The organism is Sporosarcina sp. 6E9 (genome assembly GCF_017921835.1).
Lineage (GTDB): Bacteria > Bacillota > Bacilli > Bacillales_A > Planococcaceae > Sporosarcina.
Map to the genome: position 1 here is coordinate 212,798 of NZ_JAGEMN010000001.1, position 12,828 is coordinate 225,625.

At 37.6% G+C, this 12,828-nt stretch carries 13 protein-coding genes, 1 pseudogene and 2 riboswitches; of the genes and pseudogenes, 12 read left to right on the forward strand and 2 right to left on the reverse strand.

Features of this window, described 5'->3' with window-relative positions; genetic code table 11:
* Positions 1-86 precede the first annotated feature (86 nt).
* Positions 87-608 carry a hypothetical protein gene (locus tag J4G36_RS01270; RefSeq protein WP_210468015.1) on the forward strand — a complete coding sequence of 174 codons (522 nt, stop codon included), beginning with the start codon at positions 87-89 and terminating at the stop codon, positions 606-608.
* A 155-nt stretch (positions 609-763) separates the two neighbouring features.
* Positions 764-1,006 (forward strand): annotated as a pseudogene (locus J4G36_RS01275) (DUF600 domain-containing protein); the annotation flags it as partial.
* Between the two features lie 149 nt (positions 1,007-1,155).
* Here the strand turns inward: J4G36_RS01275 and menC are convergent.
* On the reverse strand, positions 1,156-2,271 hold the full coding sequence (gene menC / locus J4G36_RS01280) for an o-succinylbenzoate synthase (protein ID WP_210468016.1): 1,116 nt from the start codon (positions 2,269-2,271) through the stop codon (positions 1,156-1,158).
* Positions 2,272-2,564: 293 nt separating this feature from the next.
* Between menC and J4G36_RS01285 the strand changes: the two genes are divergently transcribed.
* Positions 2,565-2,951 carry an immunity 22 family protein gene (locus J4G36_RS01285; RefSeq protein WP_210468017.1) on the forward strand — a complete coding sequence of 129 codons (387 nt, stop codon included), beginning with the start codon at positions 2,565-2,567 and terminating at the stop codon, positions 2,949-2,951.
* Positions 2,952-3,078: 127 nt separating this feature from the next.
* Here the strand turns inward: J4G36_RS01285 and dapA are convergent, their stop codons facing one another.
* On the reverse strand, positions 3,079-3,963 hold the full coding sequence (gene dapA / locus J4G36_RS01290; RefSeq protein WP_210468018.1) for a 4-hydroxy-tetrahydrodipicolinate synthase: 885 nt from the start codon (positions 3,961-3,963) through the stop codon (positions 3,079-3,081).
* 124 nt (positions 3,964-4,087) lie between these two features.
* A riboswitch (Lysine riboswitch) is annotated at positions 4,088-4,265 on the reverse strand.
* Between the two features lie 198 nt (positions 4,266-4,463).
* On the opposite strand from dapA, the gene J4G36_RS01295 reads away from it, so the two are divergent.
* The 9 genes from J4G36_RS01295 to J4G36_RS01335 all read left to right on the forward strand — a co-directional run bounded on the left by J4G36_RS01295 (position 4,464) and on the right by J4G36_RS01335 (position 12,809).
* Entirely contained in the window at positions 4,464-4,952 is a 489-nt protein-coding gene (locus J4G36_RS01295; RefSeq protein ID WP_210468019.1) for a nucleoside deaminase, read from the forward strand.
* Between the two features lie 61 nt (positions 4,953-5,013).
* Positions 5,014-5,113: riboswitch (SAM riboswitch) on the forward strand.
* A gap of 75 nt (positions 5,114-5,188) precedes the next feature.
* Positions 5,189-5,467 (forward strand): hypothetical protein, encoded by a 279-nt coding sequence (locus J4G36_RS01300; RefSeq protein WP_210468020.1) that lies wholly within the window; start codon positions 5,189-5,191, stop codon positions 5,465-5,467.
* A 561-nt stretch (positions 5,468-6,028) separates the two neighbouring features.
* Positions 6,029-7,060 (forward strand): LacI family DNA-binding transcriptional regulator, encoded by a 1,032-nt coding sequence (locus J4G36_RS01305; protein WP_210468021.1) that lies wholly within the window; start codon positions 6,029-6,031, stop codon positions 7,058-7,060.
* 55 nt (positions 7,061-7,115) lie between these two features.
* Positions 7,116-7,892 (forward strand): SDR family NAD(P)-dependent oxidoreductase, encoded by a 777-nt coding sequence (locus J4G36_RS01310; protein ID WP_210468022.1) that lies wholly within the window; start codon positions 7,116-7,118, stop codon positions 7,890-7,892.
* Between the two features lie 50 nt (positions 7,893-7,942).
* The gene (locus J4G36_RS01315) at positions 7,943-9,169 is read left to right on the forward strand and encodes an iron-containing alcohol dehydrogenase (protein WP_210468023.1); all 1,227 of its coding nucleotides are present in this window, start codon (positions 7,943-7,945) and stop codon (positions 9,167-9,169) included.
* Positions 9,166-10,590 carry an aldehyde dehydrogenase family protein gene (locus J4G36_RS01320; RefSeq protein ID WP_210468024.1) on the forward strand — a complete coding sequence of 475 codons (1,425 nt, stop codon included), beginning with the start codon at positions 9,166-9,168 and terminating at the stop codon, positions 10,588-10,590. Before J4G36_RS01315 ends, J4G36_RS01320 begins: the two co-directional genes overlap by 4 nt.
* 36 nt (positions 10,591-10,626) lie before the next feature.
* Positions 10,627-11,247, forward strand: a complete 621-nt coding sequence (locus J4G36_RS01325; protein WP_210468025.1) for a cupin domain-containing protein — start codon at positions 10,627-10,629, stop codon at positions 11,245-11,247.
* The gene (locus tag J4G36_RS01330; protein WP_210468026.1) at positions 11,248-11,952 is read left to right on the forward strand and encodes an alpha/beta fold hydrolase; all 705 of its coding nucleotides are present in this window, start codon (positions 11,248-11,250) and stop codon (positions 11,950-11,952) included.
* Positions 11,953-12,044: 92 nt separating this feature from the next.
* On the forward strand, positions 12,045-12,809 hold the full coding sequence (locus J4G36_RS01335; protein WP_210468027.1) for an HpcH/HpaI aldolase family protein: 765 nt from the start codon (positions 12,045-12,047) through the stop codon (positions 12,807-12,809).
* Positions 12,810-12,828: the final 19 nt, after the last annotated feature.

Genomic DNA, 12,828 nt, shown 5'->3' on the forward strand with positions numbered 1-12,828 from the left:
TGGTTTAGTAATTCTTGCGTCAGCGATTTAACCCTATCTTAACCTTCGGCTCATAAACTAATAGAAAATGGGTAGGAGGTCAAATTATGTTGAAACGAACATTTTACATGTTTGGAGCATTATCGATGGTCTGGTTGCTTCTGTCAGGTTGCATGAAAACGTTTGTTCCGCAAGAAATAGTAGAAAAAGTTCATGAACCTGACAAGAAAGTACCTGTAGATACTCAAGAAAAAAGTGATGAAGTGGATTTTGAGGGACTTGTGGAGCGAGAAACAGAAGTTCAAGATTTTCCTGAATGGTTGCCGCGACCAAGCGAATTTATAGTGATTCTGGATATGGACGGAGGAGCAATGCGGTCTGTCGTTTTGGAGGCGTCGGAGGCTGATATTCCGGCAATGGTTGCCCGCTTTAATAAAGAAATCGCAGCTATTGATCCTGATGGGATTTTAGCGGAAGAAGTGGATGAGGATACCGGCCTTTATTCTGCATTTGGTCAAATTAGTTATGGCGATTACTTAGTCATGATATCAATCGGTGAATACGAACCTGGTGGTGCATTAGTAGACGGCAATAAAGGGTCAGTTACTTACCAAATTTTTGATTTTTAGTCATACTTCTAACTGAATTACTAGATCTTGAAACCTTGATTGGCAATTTGTCTTTTAAGAGGATAAGATATATTTTTGGATTCATGATATAGAACCAGAGGGTGAGATAGGGAATGTGTTTACCCTTGCATATTTAGTGGGTTGCAAGCAGATATAAAGTATATCTATATGGATCATGTGAAGAAGGTATGATATCGAGCAGTTTCTTTTATTTAATAAATAATAAATGTGTAGAGTCTCATAAAGTGAATGATGCGGTGGGGAATGGAAACGAACGACTTGATGTGTCTACAGAACGACAGTTTACGGTATTAAATATCATAAATGATGATATCGAAAAAATTGAAGAATTGTGCAAGGAGTACGGAAGAGATATGCCAACAGAGTTGAAATTAATTCAGATGAAGGGCAACTTGCCAGAAGATTTGTTAATAATGCATTCTTAATGACTCAAAGACCAAGTTTCACTGTGTCGCAATCGGGCGCGATTCCTTTGTAAAGATCTGCGCCCATTTCGAGTAGGGGAGATTAGCGCCACACTTCAAAATTAAGCATTGTATTTAAAGGTGAGTTTTTCAGTTGTATGTTTTAACACCTCTTCCATATCTACTTCATAACCAATTCCTAAGCCTTCTGGTACTTTAAGTCTGCCGTTTTCAACAACTACCTCAGGTTTTATAATGTCTTTATGCCAATACCTTGAGGAAGCTGCCGTGTCTCCTGGTAATATGAAATTATCTAAAGATGTAATCGCAATATTATGTGCACGTCCAACGCCTGACTCAAGCATTCCGCCGCACCATAATGGGATATTATTTTCCTGGCATAAATCATGAATTTTCTTCGCTTGCGTTAAGCCTCCGACTCTTCCAATCTTTATATTTATTATTTTACAGCTTCCCAGTTCGATCGCTTGTCTAGCGTCATCATAAGAATAGATACTTTCGTCAAGACAGAAGGGGGTATCGATTTCTTTTTGTAATTTTGCATGATCGATTAAATCCCCAGCTGTTAATGGCTGCTCAATCATCATCAAGTTGAATTGATCAAGTTTTTTTAATGTTTCCACGTCTTTTAATGTATAGGCAGAATTCGCATCTACCATTAAAGAGATATCGGGAAACTTTTGCCTAATGCTATCTACAATTTGAATGTCTTTGCCGGGGGCTATTTTCACTTTAATTCGTCGATAATTTTCATCGACTCTTTCTTGAATATTCGTGAGTAAATCATTTATATTCTTTTCAATCCCTAGACTTATCCCAACTTCAATTGAAGATTTTTTGCCACCCAATACTTGGGCGAGTGACAGATTATTTTCTTTCGCGTATAAGTCCCATATCGCGCCTTCTATGGATGATTTGGCTAGATGATTGCGTTTAAATGGTTTAAAGAGTTTTTCTAAGTCGTCCGGATGTTCAATGTCGTTATTAAGAACGATTGGGATAAGAAATTTTTCCAACATGAGTAGACTAGCATCTGTGAATTCTTCAATGTATAGGGGTTCTTTCATTGTCACGCATTCGCCCCAGCCGGTAATCCCATTGTCGCTTTTCACTTCAACTAATGCAAACTCTCTCAGTTGCTGCGTACCAAAGCTTGTGGTAAATGGATGTCGCATGTTCATTGTCATTTTGTACACATTGACTTCAGTAATCTTCATAAATATATCTCCTTTTTAATTTGTATGATCCGAGGAAATGACCAATCGTGTCATGTTTTTTACTCCAAACATTAAAGAGCTATAATTGGAATGTAGTAGGGAGCAAAAAAGAACTAGATACATTATATTTATTCACTAATTCTCGGTTTTGTACCTTGGTTAAGTGAGATCCCCAAGATAGTTATGGCAATGAACGACTAAAGCAAGTGCAAAAAGTAGTTGTAAGGGTATTGGTAAATAGGTGTGGGGGAATCCTGCGGTTCTGATGTAGCACTAGAGGGTGGAGGTAGCTTATGCAAAAGGAAGGGTTTGTCTCATTATGGGGAGGGAAAGCCAATTCTTCAGTGGAATTGGAAAAATTACTAGAAATATTTTATACAGAGAAAGGCGATTTTATTCCATCAAAGTTTGCACAAAGTTTTGGTATTAAGAGGTATGACGATGCTATTAGAGAAGCTGAATTTCACGATGTGGGAGATAACCTACTTAGTCGGCTTTTAGAGGGGTTTTCTTATGATGAAGTTATAATACCTAAGTTTTTGATAGTCTGTAATGACAGATTACAAGAAAAATACAATGTGGTTATTCTATTATATGACTTTAAATATGAAGGAAATAATAAAGAAACCATAATTAATAACAGTAAATTTAAGTTTTTGGGTTCCGTAGAATATATGTAATTTAGATTCATACCTCATTTGGCATTCTGAGGTTTTTCCTCTTATACAGTTCAGTAGTACCAGTCACTCAAACATGAAATGCTGTGTGACTGGCATTTTATTTATAATAAAAATACTTTGAGTTTTATCAGATTGTCGCTTCTTCAAAGCAGTTTATAGCGTGTTTCAGTGAAAGCAATTGTTCTTCATTCAACGGAATCATTGGTAAGCGCGTACTGCCAACTGGGATCCCTTTTAAATTTAGAGCTGCTTTTACAGGTGATGGGCTTGGGGCAGCAAAGAGTGCGTTCATTGCCGGCACGAGTTTTCTATGATCCCTAGCTGCTTGTTCAATATAGCCTCTATTAAAATGCTGAATCATTGTTTGCATTTCATTTCCTAATATATGAGATGCGACCGATACTACGCCTGCTCCGCCGATGGCTAGTACTGGAATTGTTAAGCTGTCGTCACCGCTGTATAAAGAAAAAGTTCTCGGTGTCCGCTCAATTATTTCAGACATCGCATCTAAATCGCCGCTTGCATCTTTGATAGCTACAATATTTGGAATTTCCGATAGACGAACGACTGTATCGACATCGATGCTGGCAGCCGATCGCCCAGGTACGTTATAAAGCATAATTGGTAAAGTAGTGGTTGATGCAATTGTTTTAAAATGTTGGAAAAGTCCTTCTTGACATGGCTTGTTATAGTAAGGCGTCACAAGCATTACCGCATCGACACCCGTTTCATCCGCTAATCTTGTTAATTGTACGGATGCTCTTGTGTCATTCGAACCGGTTCCGGCAATAACCGGCACTCTGCCATTCACTGTTTCTACTGTGAATTTGAATAATTTTACTTTTTCCTCGGTCGTTAAAGTTGGAGATTCTCCAGTCGTACCTGACACGACTAAACTATCCGTTCCATTCTCAATTAAATGTTCTATTAAGTTTCTTGTGGCTTCTAAATCGATTTCTCCTTGCCTGTCAAAAGGCGTCACCATAGCTGTTGCAATTTGTCCGAAATTCATTCTTTCTCCACATCCTATCAATTATTTTGTTGATCAAACAGAGGGAGAAGGGCATTTTGCAAATGAATGCAAAAAAGCAACAACGAGGGCTCGTTGTTGCTCTGAAATAATCATTTATTTCATTGCATGAGATAGCCCTCCATATAGTTTCCTATATGACAATCCTGGACTTATTCAACCCAGAACCAGCTTCGAGACAATAAGGTTCTCTCCACTTCGGCAAATTCCCCTTTTCACAACCTTCACTGGATCCTATTATCCTCAAGTTGTGTACTAATGGTTTTTGCGCCTCTATCCTTATTTCAAGTTTGAAATAAGAGTATGTTTAATTACTACGACTCTACATGTAATCTTGTGAATTTGCAAGTGAAATAGAGTTGCAATTTTCAATACGTTATACTTGGCACTTCAAAAATATCTAATGTTATACTTGAATTTACATGGTGATTCGCTCCTGCTAATTTGTGGCAATCAAAAAAACACTACTAGGAGGATTATTTATGATAAATGATACAGACTTGAAGCATCTACGACGTTGCATCGAACTAGCGAACGTAGCGCTAGAAAAAGGTGACGAGCCATTTGGTTCGGTACTGGTGTCAGCTAACGGGGATGTGCTTGCAGAAGATCATAACCACGTTGGAAGTGGTGATCACACACAACACCCAGAATTTGCTTTGGCACGCTGGGCAGCCGAGAATATGACGATGGAAGATCGAGAGCAGGCGACAGTGTACACTTCGGGTGAACATTGCCCAATGTGTGCTGCGGCCCACGGTTGGGTCGGTTTAGGTCGAATTGTATATGTCAGCTCGTCCAAACAACTGGTCCAGTGGTTGAGCGAAATGGGGGTTGACGTAGCGCAATCGCGCGTTCGTAATCTGGCGATTGAAGATGTTATTCGTGATACTAGAGTAGATGGGCCGGTTCCTGAACTCGCGGAGGAAGTTCGCGAACTCCACCGTCAGTTTTACGCGGGGAAACGTTAAATCCCAATTGACAGAAAACTCCGGTTGTGGTATACTCCAAGGAACTAAATAATAAACTCTTAACTTATTGAGAGAGATGGAGGGAATTGGCCCGACGAAGTCTCAGCAACCTGCCAGGTGGTAAGGTGCTAAATCCAACAGGGGAACCTGAATGATGAGGAGAAATTTTTGTATGCAAACTCTTCTCTCTACTGGGAAGAGTTTTTTATTTAGAAAAAATTTCTGGAGGGTTTTTAATGAAAAAATTACAACAGTTATATGCGGAACGTGAACGATTAAAAGGTCGAGAGGCAACTGGAGTTGCGGGTGCGATGTTAAGGCATCAAAAGATTTCACAAGTAGAGAAAGAAATCGCTTATTACGAACTTGGTGACAGTATCTCTAGGGCAGAAATACAGGAAGAGTTGGCGGAAATTGAATCGTTGCAAGCAGAAATTGACCGTTTAACTGCAGTAGTTACTGAAAGAAGACGTATCTTAAAAACGAGTGTATTTGGTGGTCACGCTGCGATTTAATGGTTAGCTAAACATCTACAGATTCGATATATTATCGAAAAATGAAGGTTTTTTAACATAGAAATGAATTATTGCTATTCGTTTATCGGATTATGGCTATCAATTATTTTCAATAGGTCATACAATTTGATGATCCTGATTTTCCAATAGCTAGGGAACTATTTAATTTACTTTATCAGCAATTCTCTAGATTAAACGGAGCAGCCATTTGTAACGCACAGAAATAGATGAGTCAATTGTATATTTCGACAAAACAAACCCGTAAATGTTAGTAGGAGTCTAACGTTTATGGGGGTTTAATTTAGGTGTTTTTATAAAATGATAAAACAATGAATAGAGGTCGAGGTGTATTTGAGAAAAGTTTAATTATTAATTGGAGACGCCGTAATAAGAGTAGTGGGAATTATTGAAATGCACCCATACGAAAGCCCTATTTTTAGATATATTAGAGTAAATAATAAATTCTGACTTGTAACACATTGTGCGGTGTGTTAAATTAATTAACAATATCGTTTTTGAATCCGCATTCAAAAATTAAATATTAAGATGGGGTCATACAAAATGAAAGAAAGAGTAAATGCATATGATGTGGCAAAACGGGCAGGGGTTTCCCAATCAACTGTTTCCAGAGTATTGAATAATTATTCGCATGTGAAAAAGTCAACGAGAGAAAGGGTTCTTGCTGCGGTAGATGAACTAGGTTTCACACCGGACGAAATTGCAAGAAGTTTAGCGAATAATAAAACGCGGACAATAGGTTTAATCGTAGGAAATATTTCAAACCCCTTTTACGCTGAAACTGCGCATATTATCTTAAGAGAAGCAAGAGATTATGATTATGATGTAATCATTGTGGATACTGATTCAGATGAAAGTAGTTTTGACCGATCAATCCAAACATTAATTGGAAAACGTGTTGATGGAATTATTGTTGCATCTGTGAGAAAAGATAATAAAAAGATTAGTGAGTTATTTAAGTTGAATTTCCCGATAATTTGTTACAATCGAAAAGTTGATGACGATAGGAATACAAACTTTGTTGTAGTAGACAATAAACAGGGAGCTAAAATGGCTGTGAATCATTTAATCCAGCTAAATCATCAAAGAATTGCTTACATTTCGGGCCCTTGTACATATTCTACTTTTAATGATCGGTTTCTTGGTTACCAGTCTGCTCTAAAAGAAAATGGAATCGATTATGATAAACGCTTGGTCTATCAAAACGAACTTTCTTTTGATAAGGTATTTCAGTTTTCACTGGATTTAATGCGGAATCAAAATCGACCTACAAGTTTTTTTGCTTCTACGGACCATATCGCACTAGCAGTAATGGATGCCGCTGCACAGAATGGCCTTCATATACCGTACGACATATCGATTATCGGATTCGACAACATAGATATAGCAAGTAGTCCCTATATTGGTCTAAGTACAATTTCTCAACAAAAGAAAAAGATGGCGTCATTAGTATTAAAAGAACTAATAGCGATAATTGATAAGAAGAGTGATCAATTAATACAAATTACCTTAGAGCCAGAACTACTAATTCGAAAATCAACAGGAATGAATACTCAAATTAGGAATAATAGATAATGAAATGTTTTTACTAGGTTCAGTTAGTAAAGGTGAGTAAGGAGGAAGTTTAACCATGGGTAGATTTAATATACAATCCTACTTCGATTTAACTGATCAGACAGCGATTGTAACAGGTGCAAGCAAAGGAATTGGAAGAGAAATCGCCCTATTATTGGCAGATTGCGGTGCAAACATTGCTTTAATAGCAAGGAATAAAGAAGAATTAGAAGATGTTTCTCGCGAGATTGAAAAGTTAGGAAGAAAGTCTTTGCCAATAACACTTGATTTAACAAATACGAATGAAATCGAAGAAGTGATAAATCGTATTTACAAACATTTTGGGAGAATTGATATATTAATTAACAATGCAGGAATAAATATTCCCGAGCCGGCTGAAGAAGTTACTATTGAAAACTGGGATTTAATTATGAATATCAATTTAAAAAGCGTTTTCTTTACTACTAAAGCCGTAGGTAAGTATATGAAAGAGCGCGACAGAGGAAAAATAATTAATATGTCTTCTCAGATGGCGTTTGTCGGTTATTACAATAGAAGTGCCTATTCAACAAGTAAAGGTGGAATTACCCAACTAACGAAAGCGCTTGCAATCGAGTGGGCTCCCAACAATATCAATGTGAATGCATTAGCACCGACTTTTATTGAAACACCAATGACAAAAGCAATGTTTGAAGATCAAGCGTTTAAAGATGAAGTGTTAAATAGAATTCCTCTTGGAAGACTAGCTAAAACAGAAGATCTTTTCGGAGCCATTATTTATTTGGCTTCAAATGCATCAGATATGGTTACTGGTCAAACTTTAATTGTTGATGGAGGTTGGACTGTTTGGTGATTAATTTTAACGCATTTTGAATGCGCATTCAAAAAAAGGGGGGAAATGAAATGGTTAAGATACATACTGATGTAAAGCTAGGAAACGATAAGGAATATAACTTTCAAGATTTTAGAAGTCCAGGTGTGCTTCGCTTTGGAAATGGAGCAATATCATCTATTAAAGAAGAAATTGAAAAGTTAAAGGTGAAAAAAGTTTGTATTATTAGTGACAAAGGACTTGAAAGAGTAGGGCTAGTCCAAAAAGTTATTAATCTTCTAGATCCGATTGGAATTACTATTACTACATTTACTGAATTAGAAGGCGAGCCTTCTTTTCAGCTGGTTGAGCAAGCATCCAAGATGGTAAAAGAAAAACAATGCGATTTAGTTATAGGAATTGGTGGTGGGAGCGCTTTAGATGTTGCCAAAGTAGCTGCTGCATTAGGGGATAAAGAGGAATTAATACCTTATTTAAGCGGAGCTCAAACGATAGAGGGTCGTAATATACATTGTATCTTATTACCGACAACATCTGGCACGGGCTCGGAGGTAACAATGAATGCTATTTTTGGCGATAAAGAACAAGGGGTGAAGAGAGGTATTGTCAGTCCTGCTCTGTTACCTGATATAGCAATTATTGATCCGGAATTAACAATTTCCTGCCCGCCAACAGTCACAGCTGCATCCGGTATAGATGCTTTTACACACGCGCTTGAATCGTATATATCAGTAAATGCGACTCCGTTGACAAAGATTTACGCTGAAAAGGCTATGAAACTATTTCCAATTTATATTACAAAAGCGGTTCATAATGGAGTAGATATTGAGGCACGAAGTGGTATGAGTTGGGTCAGTGTCCTTGCGGGAGTAACACTTGCGAACGCAGGAGTTGGAGCGGTTCATGCACTCGCGTATCCATTGGGAGGAACATATAGCATTGAACACGGAGTAGCAAATGCGTTGTTAATGCCATTTGTATTTAAGGTTATTGGAAAGACATGTGTAAATGAAATGGTAAACGTTGCATCATTTTTACAGTTAGGAGATTTTAGTAGTAATCGATATCAAGCATTAGATACCGTTGTTGATTACCTATTTGGCTTACTTGAAGAACTCAATTTACCTACATCTCTTAAAGAATTGGATGTTACCGAAGAATCGCTGCCATTATTAGCAGAACAAGCGTCAAAAGTGAATCGACTTCTTGCAAATACGCCATATCGGCTGTCACAAGAAAAAATCTTGGCAATCTATAAAAATGCTTATAACGGGAACGTAGGTGAATTTGAATCATGACTTTTGAAAAAAAATTATTTATCAATGGTGTTTGGCAAAGCGGCAAGAATTTTTATGATTTAAAATCTCCATTTAATGGGGAAGTACTGGGACGAATCCCAATGGCGGATAAAAACGATGTTTATAAAGCGATTGACAGTGCTAATGCGGCGAAACTACAAATGAGACGATTGTCAGCTTTAGAACGTTCGGAAATTTTAGAAGGAGTGGCACTGGAATTTGAAAAAAGGTTCGAAGAATGTGCACAAGTTTTGGTGAAAGAAAATGCTAAGCCGATAAAATATGCAAGAGCAGAAGTCCAAAGAACAATCGAAACGTATAAATTTGCTGCTGAAGAAGCGAAACGAATTGGAGGAGAGACCGTACCATTGGATGCGGCAAAGGGTGGTAAGGGTCGTTTTGGTTTTACTAAAAGAGAACCCGTAGGTGTCATAGCTGCTATCACTCCATTTAATTTTCCATTTAACCTAGTTGCTCATAAGTTGGGACCTGCATTTGCCGCTGGAAATACAGTTGTACTTAAACCTGCTTCGCAGACGCCACTTAGCGCTATATTGACTGCAGAAATATTTGAAAAGGCGGGACTTCCACCAGGAGCATTAAATCTAGTCATTGGAAAAGGAGGCGAGATTGGTGATCTGCTAGTTACTCACCCTGATGTGAAATTGGTTACTTTTACTGGTAGTTTCGAGGTAGGTTTAAAAATAAAACAGTTAGCTGGATTGAAAAAAGTTATTCTTGAACTCGGTTCTAACTCAGCGGTTGTTATAGATAGCGCAGATAACATTGTGGATGTTGCGAAACGCTGTGTTGAAGGAGCTTTCTCGTATTCAGGACAGGTTTGTATTTCAATACAACGTATTTTTATCCATGAAACTTTGCTAGATGACTTTATGAAAAGTTTCATAGAACTGACGGGTGAATTGAAAATTGGTGATCCCAAAGAAATTGAAACGGATCTTTCCGCATTGATTCACGAGAAAGAGGCTATACGAGTAGAGGAATGGTTAGAGGATGCAAGAAGGTTCGGCGCAAACATTATCTGTGGAGGTAAACGACAAGGTGCAGTTTTAGAACCAACTGTTATCACCGATGTAGATTCAAGTCTCTCAATTTCATGTCATGAGGCATTTGCTCCGATTGTTACAGTGAACCCCTACTCAGATTGGGATGAAGCAATAAATCAGGTAAATGATTCTCAATATGGACTTCAAGCTGGTGTCTATACGACAAATGTTGATAAAGCCTTTGATGCTGTCGAAAAATTAGAAGTCGGTGGTGTTATTATCAATGATATTCCAACCTTTAGAGTTGATCAAATGCCTTATGGTGGTATAAAAAACAGTGGCACAGGTCGAGAGGGTATTAAGTATTCGATTGAAGAAATGTCTGACTTAAAACTAGCTATATTCACACTATAACAACAAAAAACACGAAATTTAAAAGGAGAATATAAAATGACGAATGAGCAGAAAGAAAAAAAATTAGTAACAAATGAAGAGATGGAAAATAATTGGATTGTGCGTTTTGACAAATTAAAGTCTAAAGGAATTCCTTTGACATTTATAGATAGTATTATACCAGGTCATCAACGGATTAATTATACATTAATTGGAGATACGGCAAGTGAAAATGATGATTTTACACCCGAAATAACGGAGCCACACGGTTTTCAATTAGGGATGGTTAAAGCGCCAAAAGGAAATGGTCCAGCTTATCATACGCATGATTATATTGAATCATTTCTTCCACTATCAGGAAGATGGCGCTTCTACTGGGGAAATAGTCCAGATGAGATCGAAGGGGAAACAATAATTGAAGCTTGGGATTTGATATCATTACCACCTGGTTTATGGAGAGGATTTGAAAATATTAGTGATGAAGATTCTTGGATATTTGCTGTATTGGAACAGCATGAAGTATTTGAAGGGAAAGATCCTTATTGGTCACCTAAAGTAATCAAAGAAGCGGCAAAACATGGCTTCAAGGCAGATGAATTTGGGAAAATGATCAAACCTGATAACTTTAAAGATTTAGAAAAGGAAATAGCTGATAAGTTGAAAATGGGAGAGAAATAAATGTCGAAAAGAATACCACTAATATTCTTGCCAGGGACATTATGTGATGCAAGGCTATGGCAGTATCAGATGGAATCATTGGAAGGTATTGCTGATATTACTGTAGGGAATATTTCTCGGAAAGATTCAATCAAAGCTTTAGCAATGGATGTTTTGTCAGAAGCACCTCAGGAATTTGCACTTGCAGGTTTGTCCCTAGGAGGAATAGTTGCCCTAGAAATAATGCGAATAGCTCCCGAAAGAGTTACGAAGTTGGCACTTCTTGATACAAACCCATATCCTCCGAAGATTGAACAAAGGAGGATATGGGATAGATATTTTGAAATGATCACTAATAATCAATTTATGGATATTACTAAAAAACATCTGTTACCAGTTTTAATCCATCCGGATCAACAAAACGACAAGGAATTAGTTTCCGTCATTTTACGAATGGCAGAAACAGTTGGAGAAGAGGCTTACATCAACCAGTTAAAAGCCGTGATGAATAGAAATGATCAAACTTCTATTTTACCTACTATTTCTTGTCCTACAACGATTATTGTTGGAAAAGAAGATCAGATATGCCCGGTACACATGTCGGTATATATGGCTACCACAATTCCAGGTTCGAATATAAAAATTATTGAAAATGCAGGTCATTTGATTACGCTTGAGCAACCTGAAATTGTGAATAAATATTTAAGAGAGTGGCTTCTGACATAGTAGCTCGCTGCTGATAATTATTTACACATAAATGTTGCAAGTAAACTGCTTCGGTTCCTATCAGAAACCATTTTATAAAAGGGGTATTTAATATGTGTAATACAATAAAAGAAAAAATACAAAATGGTCAAAAAGTTACGGGGATTTTCATAGGAATCTATTCGCCTGCGATTGTTGAAATGTGCGGATATGCAGGTTTTGATTTTATCGTCATTGACGATGAGCATGGTGCTTTCAGTTATAGTGAACTTGAAAATATGATCCGAACTGCTGAATTAGTAAATTTAGCACCGGTTGTACGTGTATCTTATGATGATGCGAGTATACAGAAAGCTTTAGATCGAGGTGCTGTAGGCATCCAAGTTCCCATGGTCAGTACAAAAGAAGAAGCAATCCAGGTTGTTAATAAGGCGAAATTTCCTCCTCTAGGAAATAGAGGGGTTGCGTATTCACATCGCGCCGCGAGGTATGGAAAAGATACGGGACAAAAATTTATAGAGCAATCAAATGATGAAGTATTAGTTGCTGTGCACGTTGAAACGAGAGAAGCAGTTGAAAACTTTGAAGAGATTATGAATGTAGAAGGTATTGATATCGCATTTTTAGGTACAACAGATCTATCCGTTAACATGGGCTATCCAGATGGTCCTCAACATCAAGATGTACAAGAAGCCATTGCACTTGTTTATGAAAAAGCAAGAGAACTAGAAGTTCCCATAGGAACAGTTGCAGGAAATGAAAGCATGGCACGACAAGCGTTTGAGTCAGGTTCAGTATATGTAGTCGCGGTTGGGACAACGATGATTGCCAATACTTTTTCAACTTTTATCAAATCGGTAGATGCGTCTAAAGAATAGATATATTTGAGGAGGATTG

What these genes read in the sequence shown, in the direction of transcription:
- J4G36_RS01295 (WP_210468019.1), top strand. Translation starts at nt 4,464, where the DNA reads ATGATAAATGATACAGACTTGAAGCATCTACGACGTTGCATCGAACTA.
- J4G36_RS01305 (WP_210468021.1), top strand. Translation starts at nt 6,029, where the DNA reads ATGAAAGAAAGAGTAAATGCATATGATGTGGCAAAACGGGCAGGGGTT.
- menC (WP_210468016.1), bottom strand. Translation starts at nt 2,271, where the DNA reads ATGAAGATTACTGAAGTCAATGTGTACAAAATGACAATGAACATGCGA.
- J4G36_RS01330 (WP_210468026.1), top strand. Translation starts at nt 11,248, where the DNA reads ATGTCGAAAAGAATACCACTAATATTCTTGCCAGGGACATTATGTGAT.
- J4G36_RS01285 (WP_210468017.1), top strand. Translation starts at nt 2,565, where the DNA reads ATGCAAAAGGAAGGGTTTGTCTCATTATGGGGAGGGAAAGCCAATTCT.
- J4G36_RS01325 (WP_210468025.1), top strand. Translation starts at nt 10,627, where the DNA reads ATGACGAATGAGCAGAAAGAAAAAAAATTAGTAACAAATGAAGAGATG.
- J4G36_RS01270 (WP_210468015.1), top strand. Translation starts at nt 87, where the DNA reads ATGTTGAAACGAACATTTTACATGTTTGGAGCATTATCGATGGTCTGG.
- J4G36_RS01310 (WP_210468022.1), top strand. Translation starts at nt 7,116, where the DNA reads ATGGGTAGATTTAATATACAATCCTACTTCGATTTAACTGATCAGACA.
- J4G36_RS01300 (WP_210468020.1), top strand. Translation starts at nt 5,189, where the DNA reads ATGAAAAAATTACAACAGTTATATGCGGAACGTGAACGATTAAAAGGT.
- J4G36_RS01335 (WP_210468027.1), top strand. Translation starts at nt 12,045, where the DNA reads ATGTGTAATACAATAAAAGAAAAAATACAAAATGGTCAAAAAGTTACG.
- J4G36_RS01315 (WP_210468023.1), top strand. Translation starts at nt 7,943, where the DNA reads ATGGTTAAGATACATACTGATGTAAAGCTAGGAAACGATAAGGAATAT.
- dapA (WP_210468018.1), bottom strand. Translation starts at nt 3,963, where the DNA reads ATGAATTTCGGACAAATTGCAACAGCTATGGTGACGCCTTTTGACAGG.
- J4G36_RS01320 (WP_210468024.1), top strand. Translation starts at nt 9,166, where the DNA reads ATGACTTTTGAAAAAAAATTATTTATCAATGGTGTTTGGCAAAGCGGC.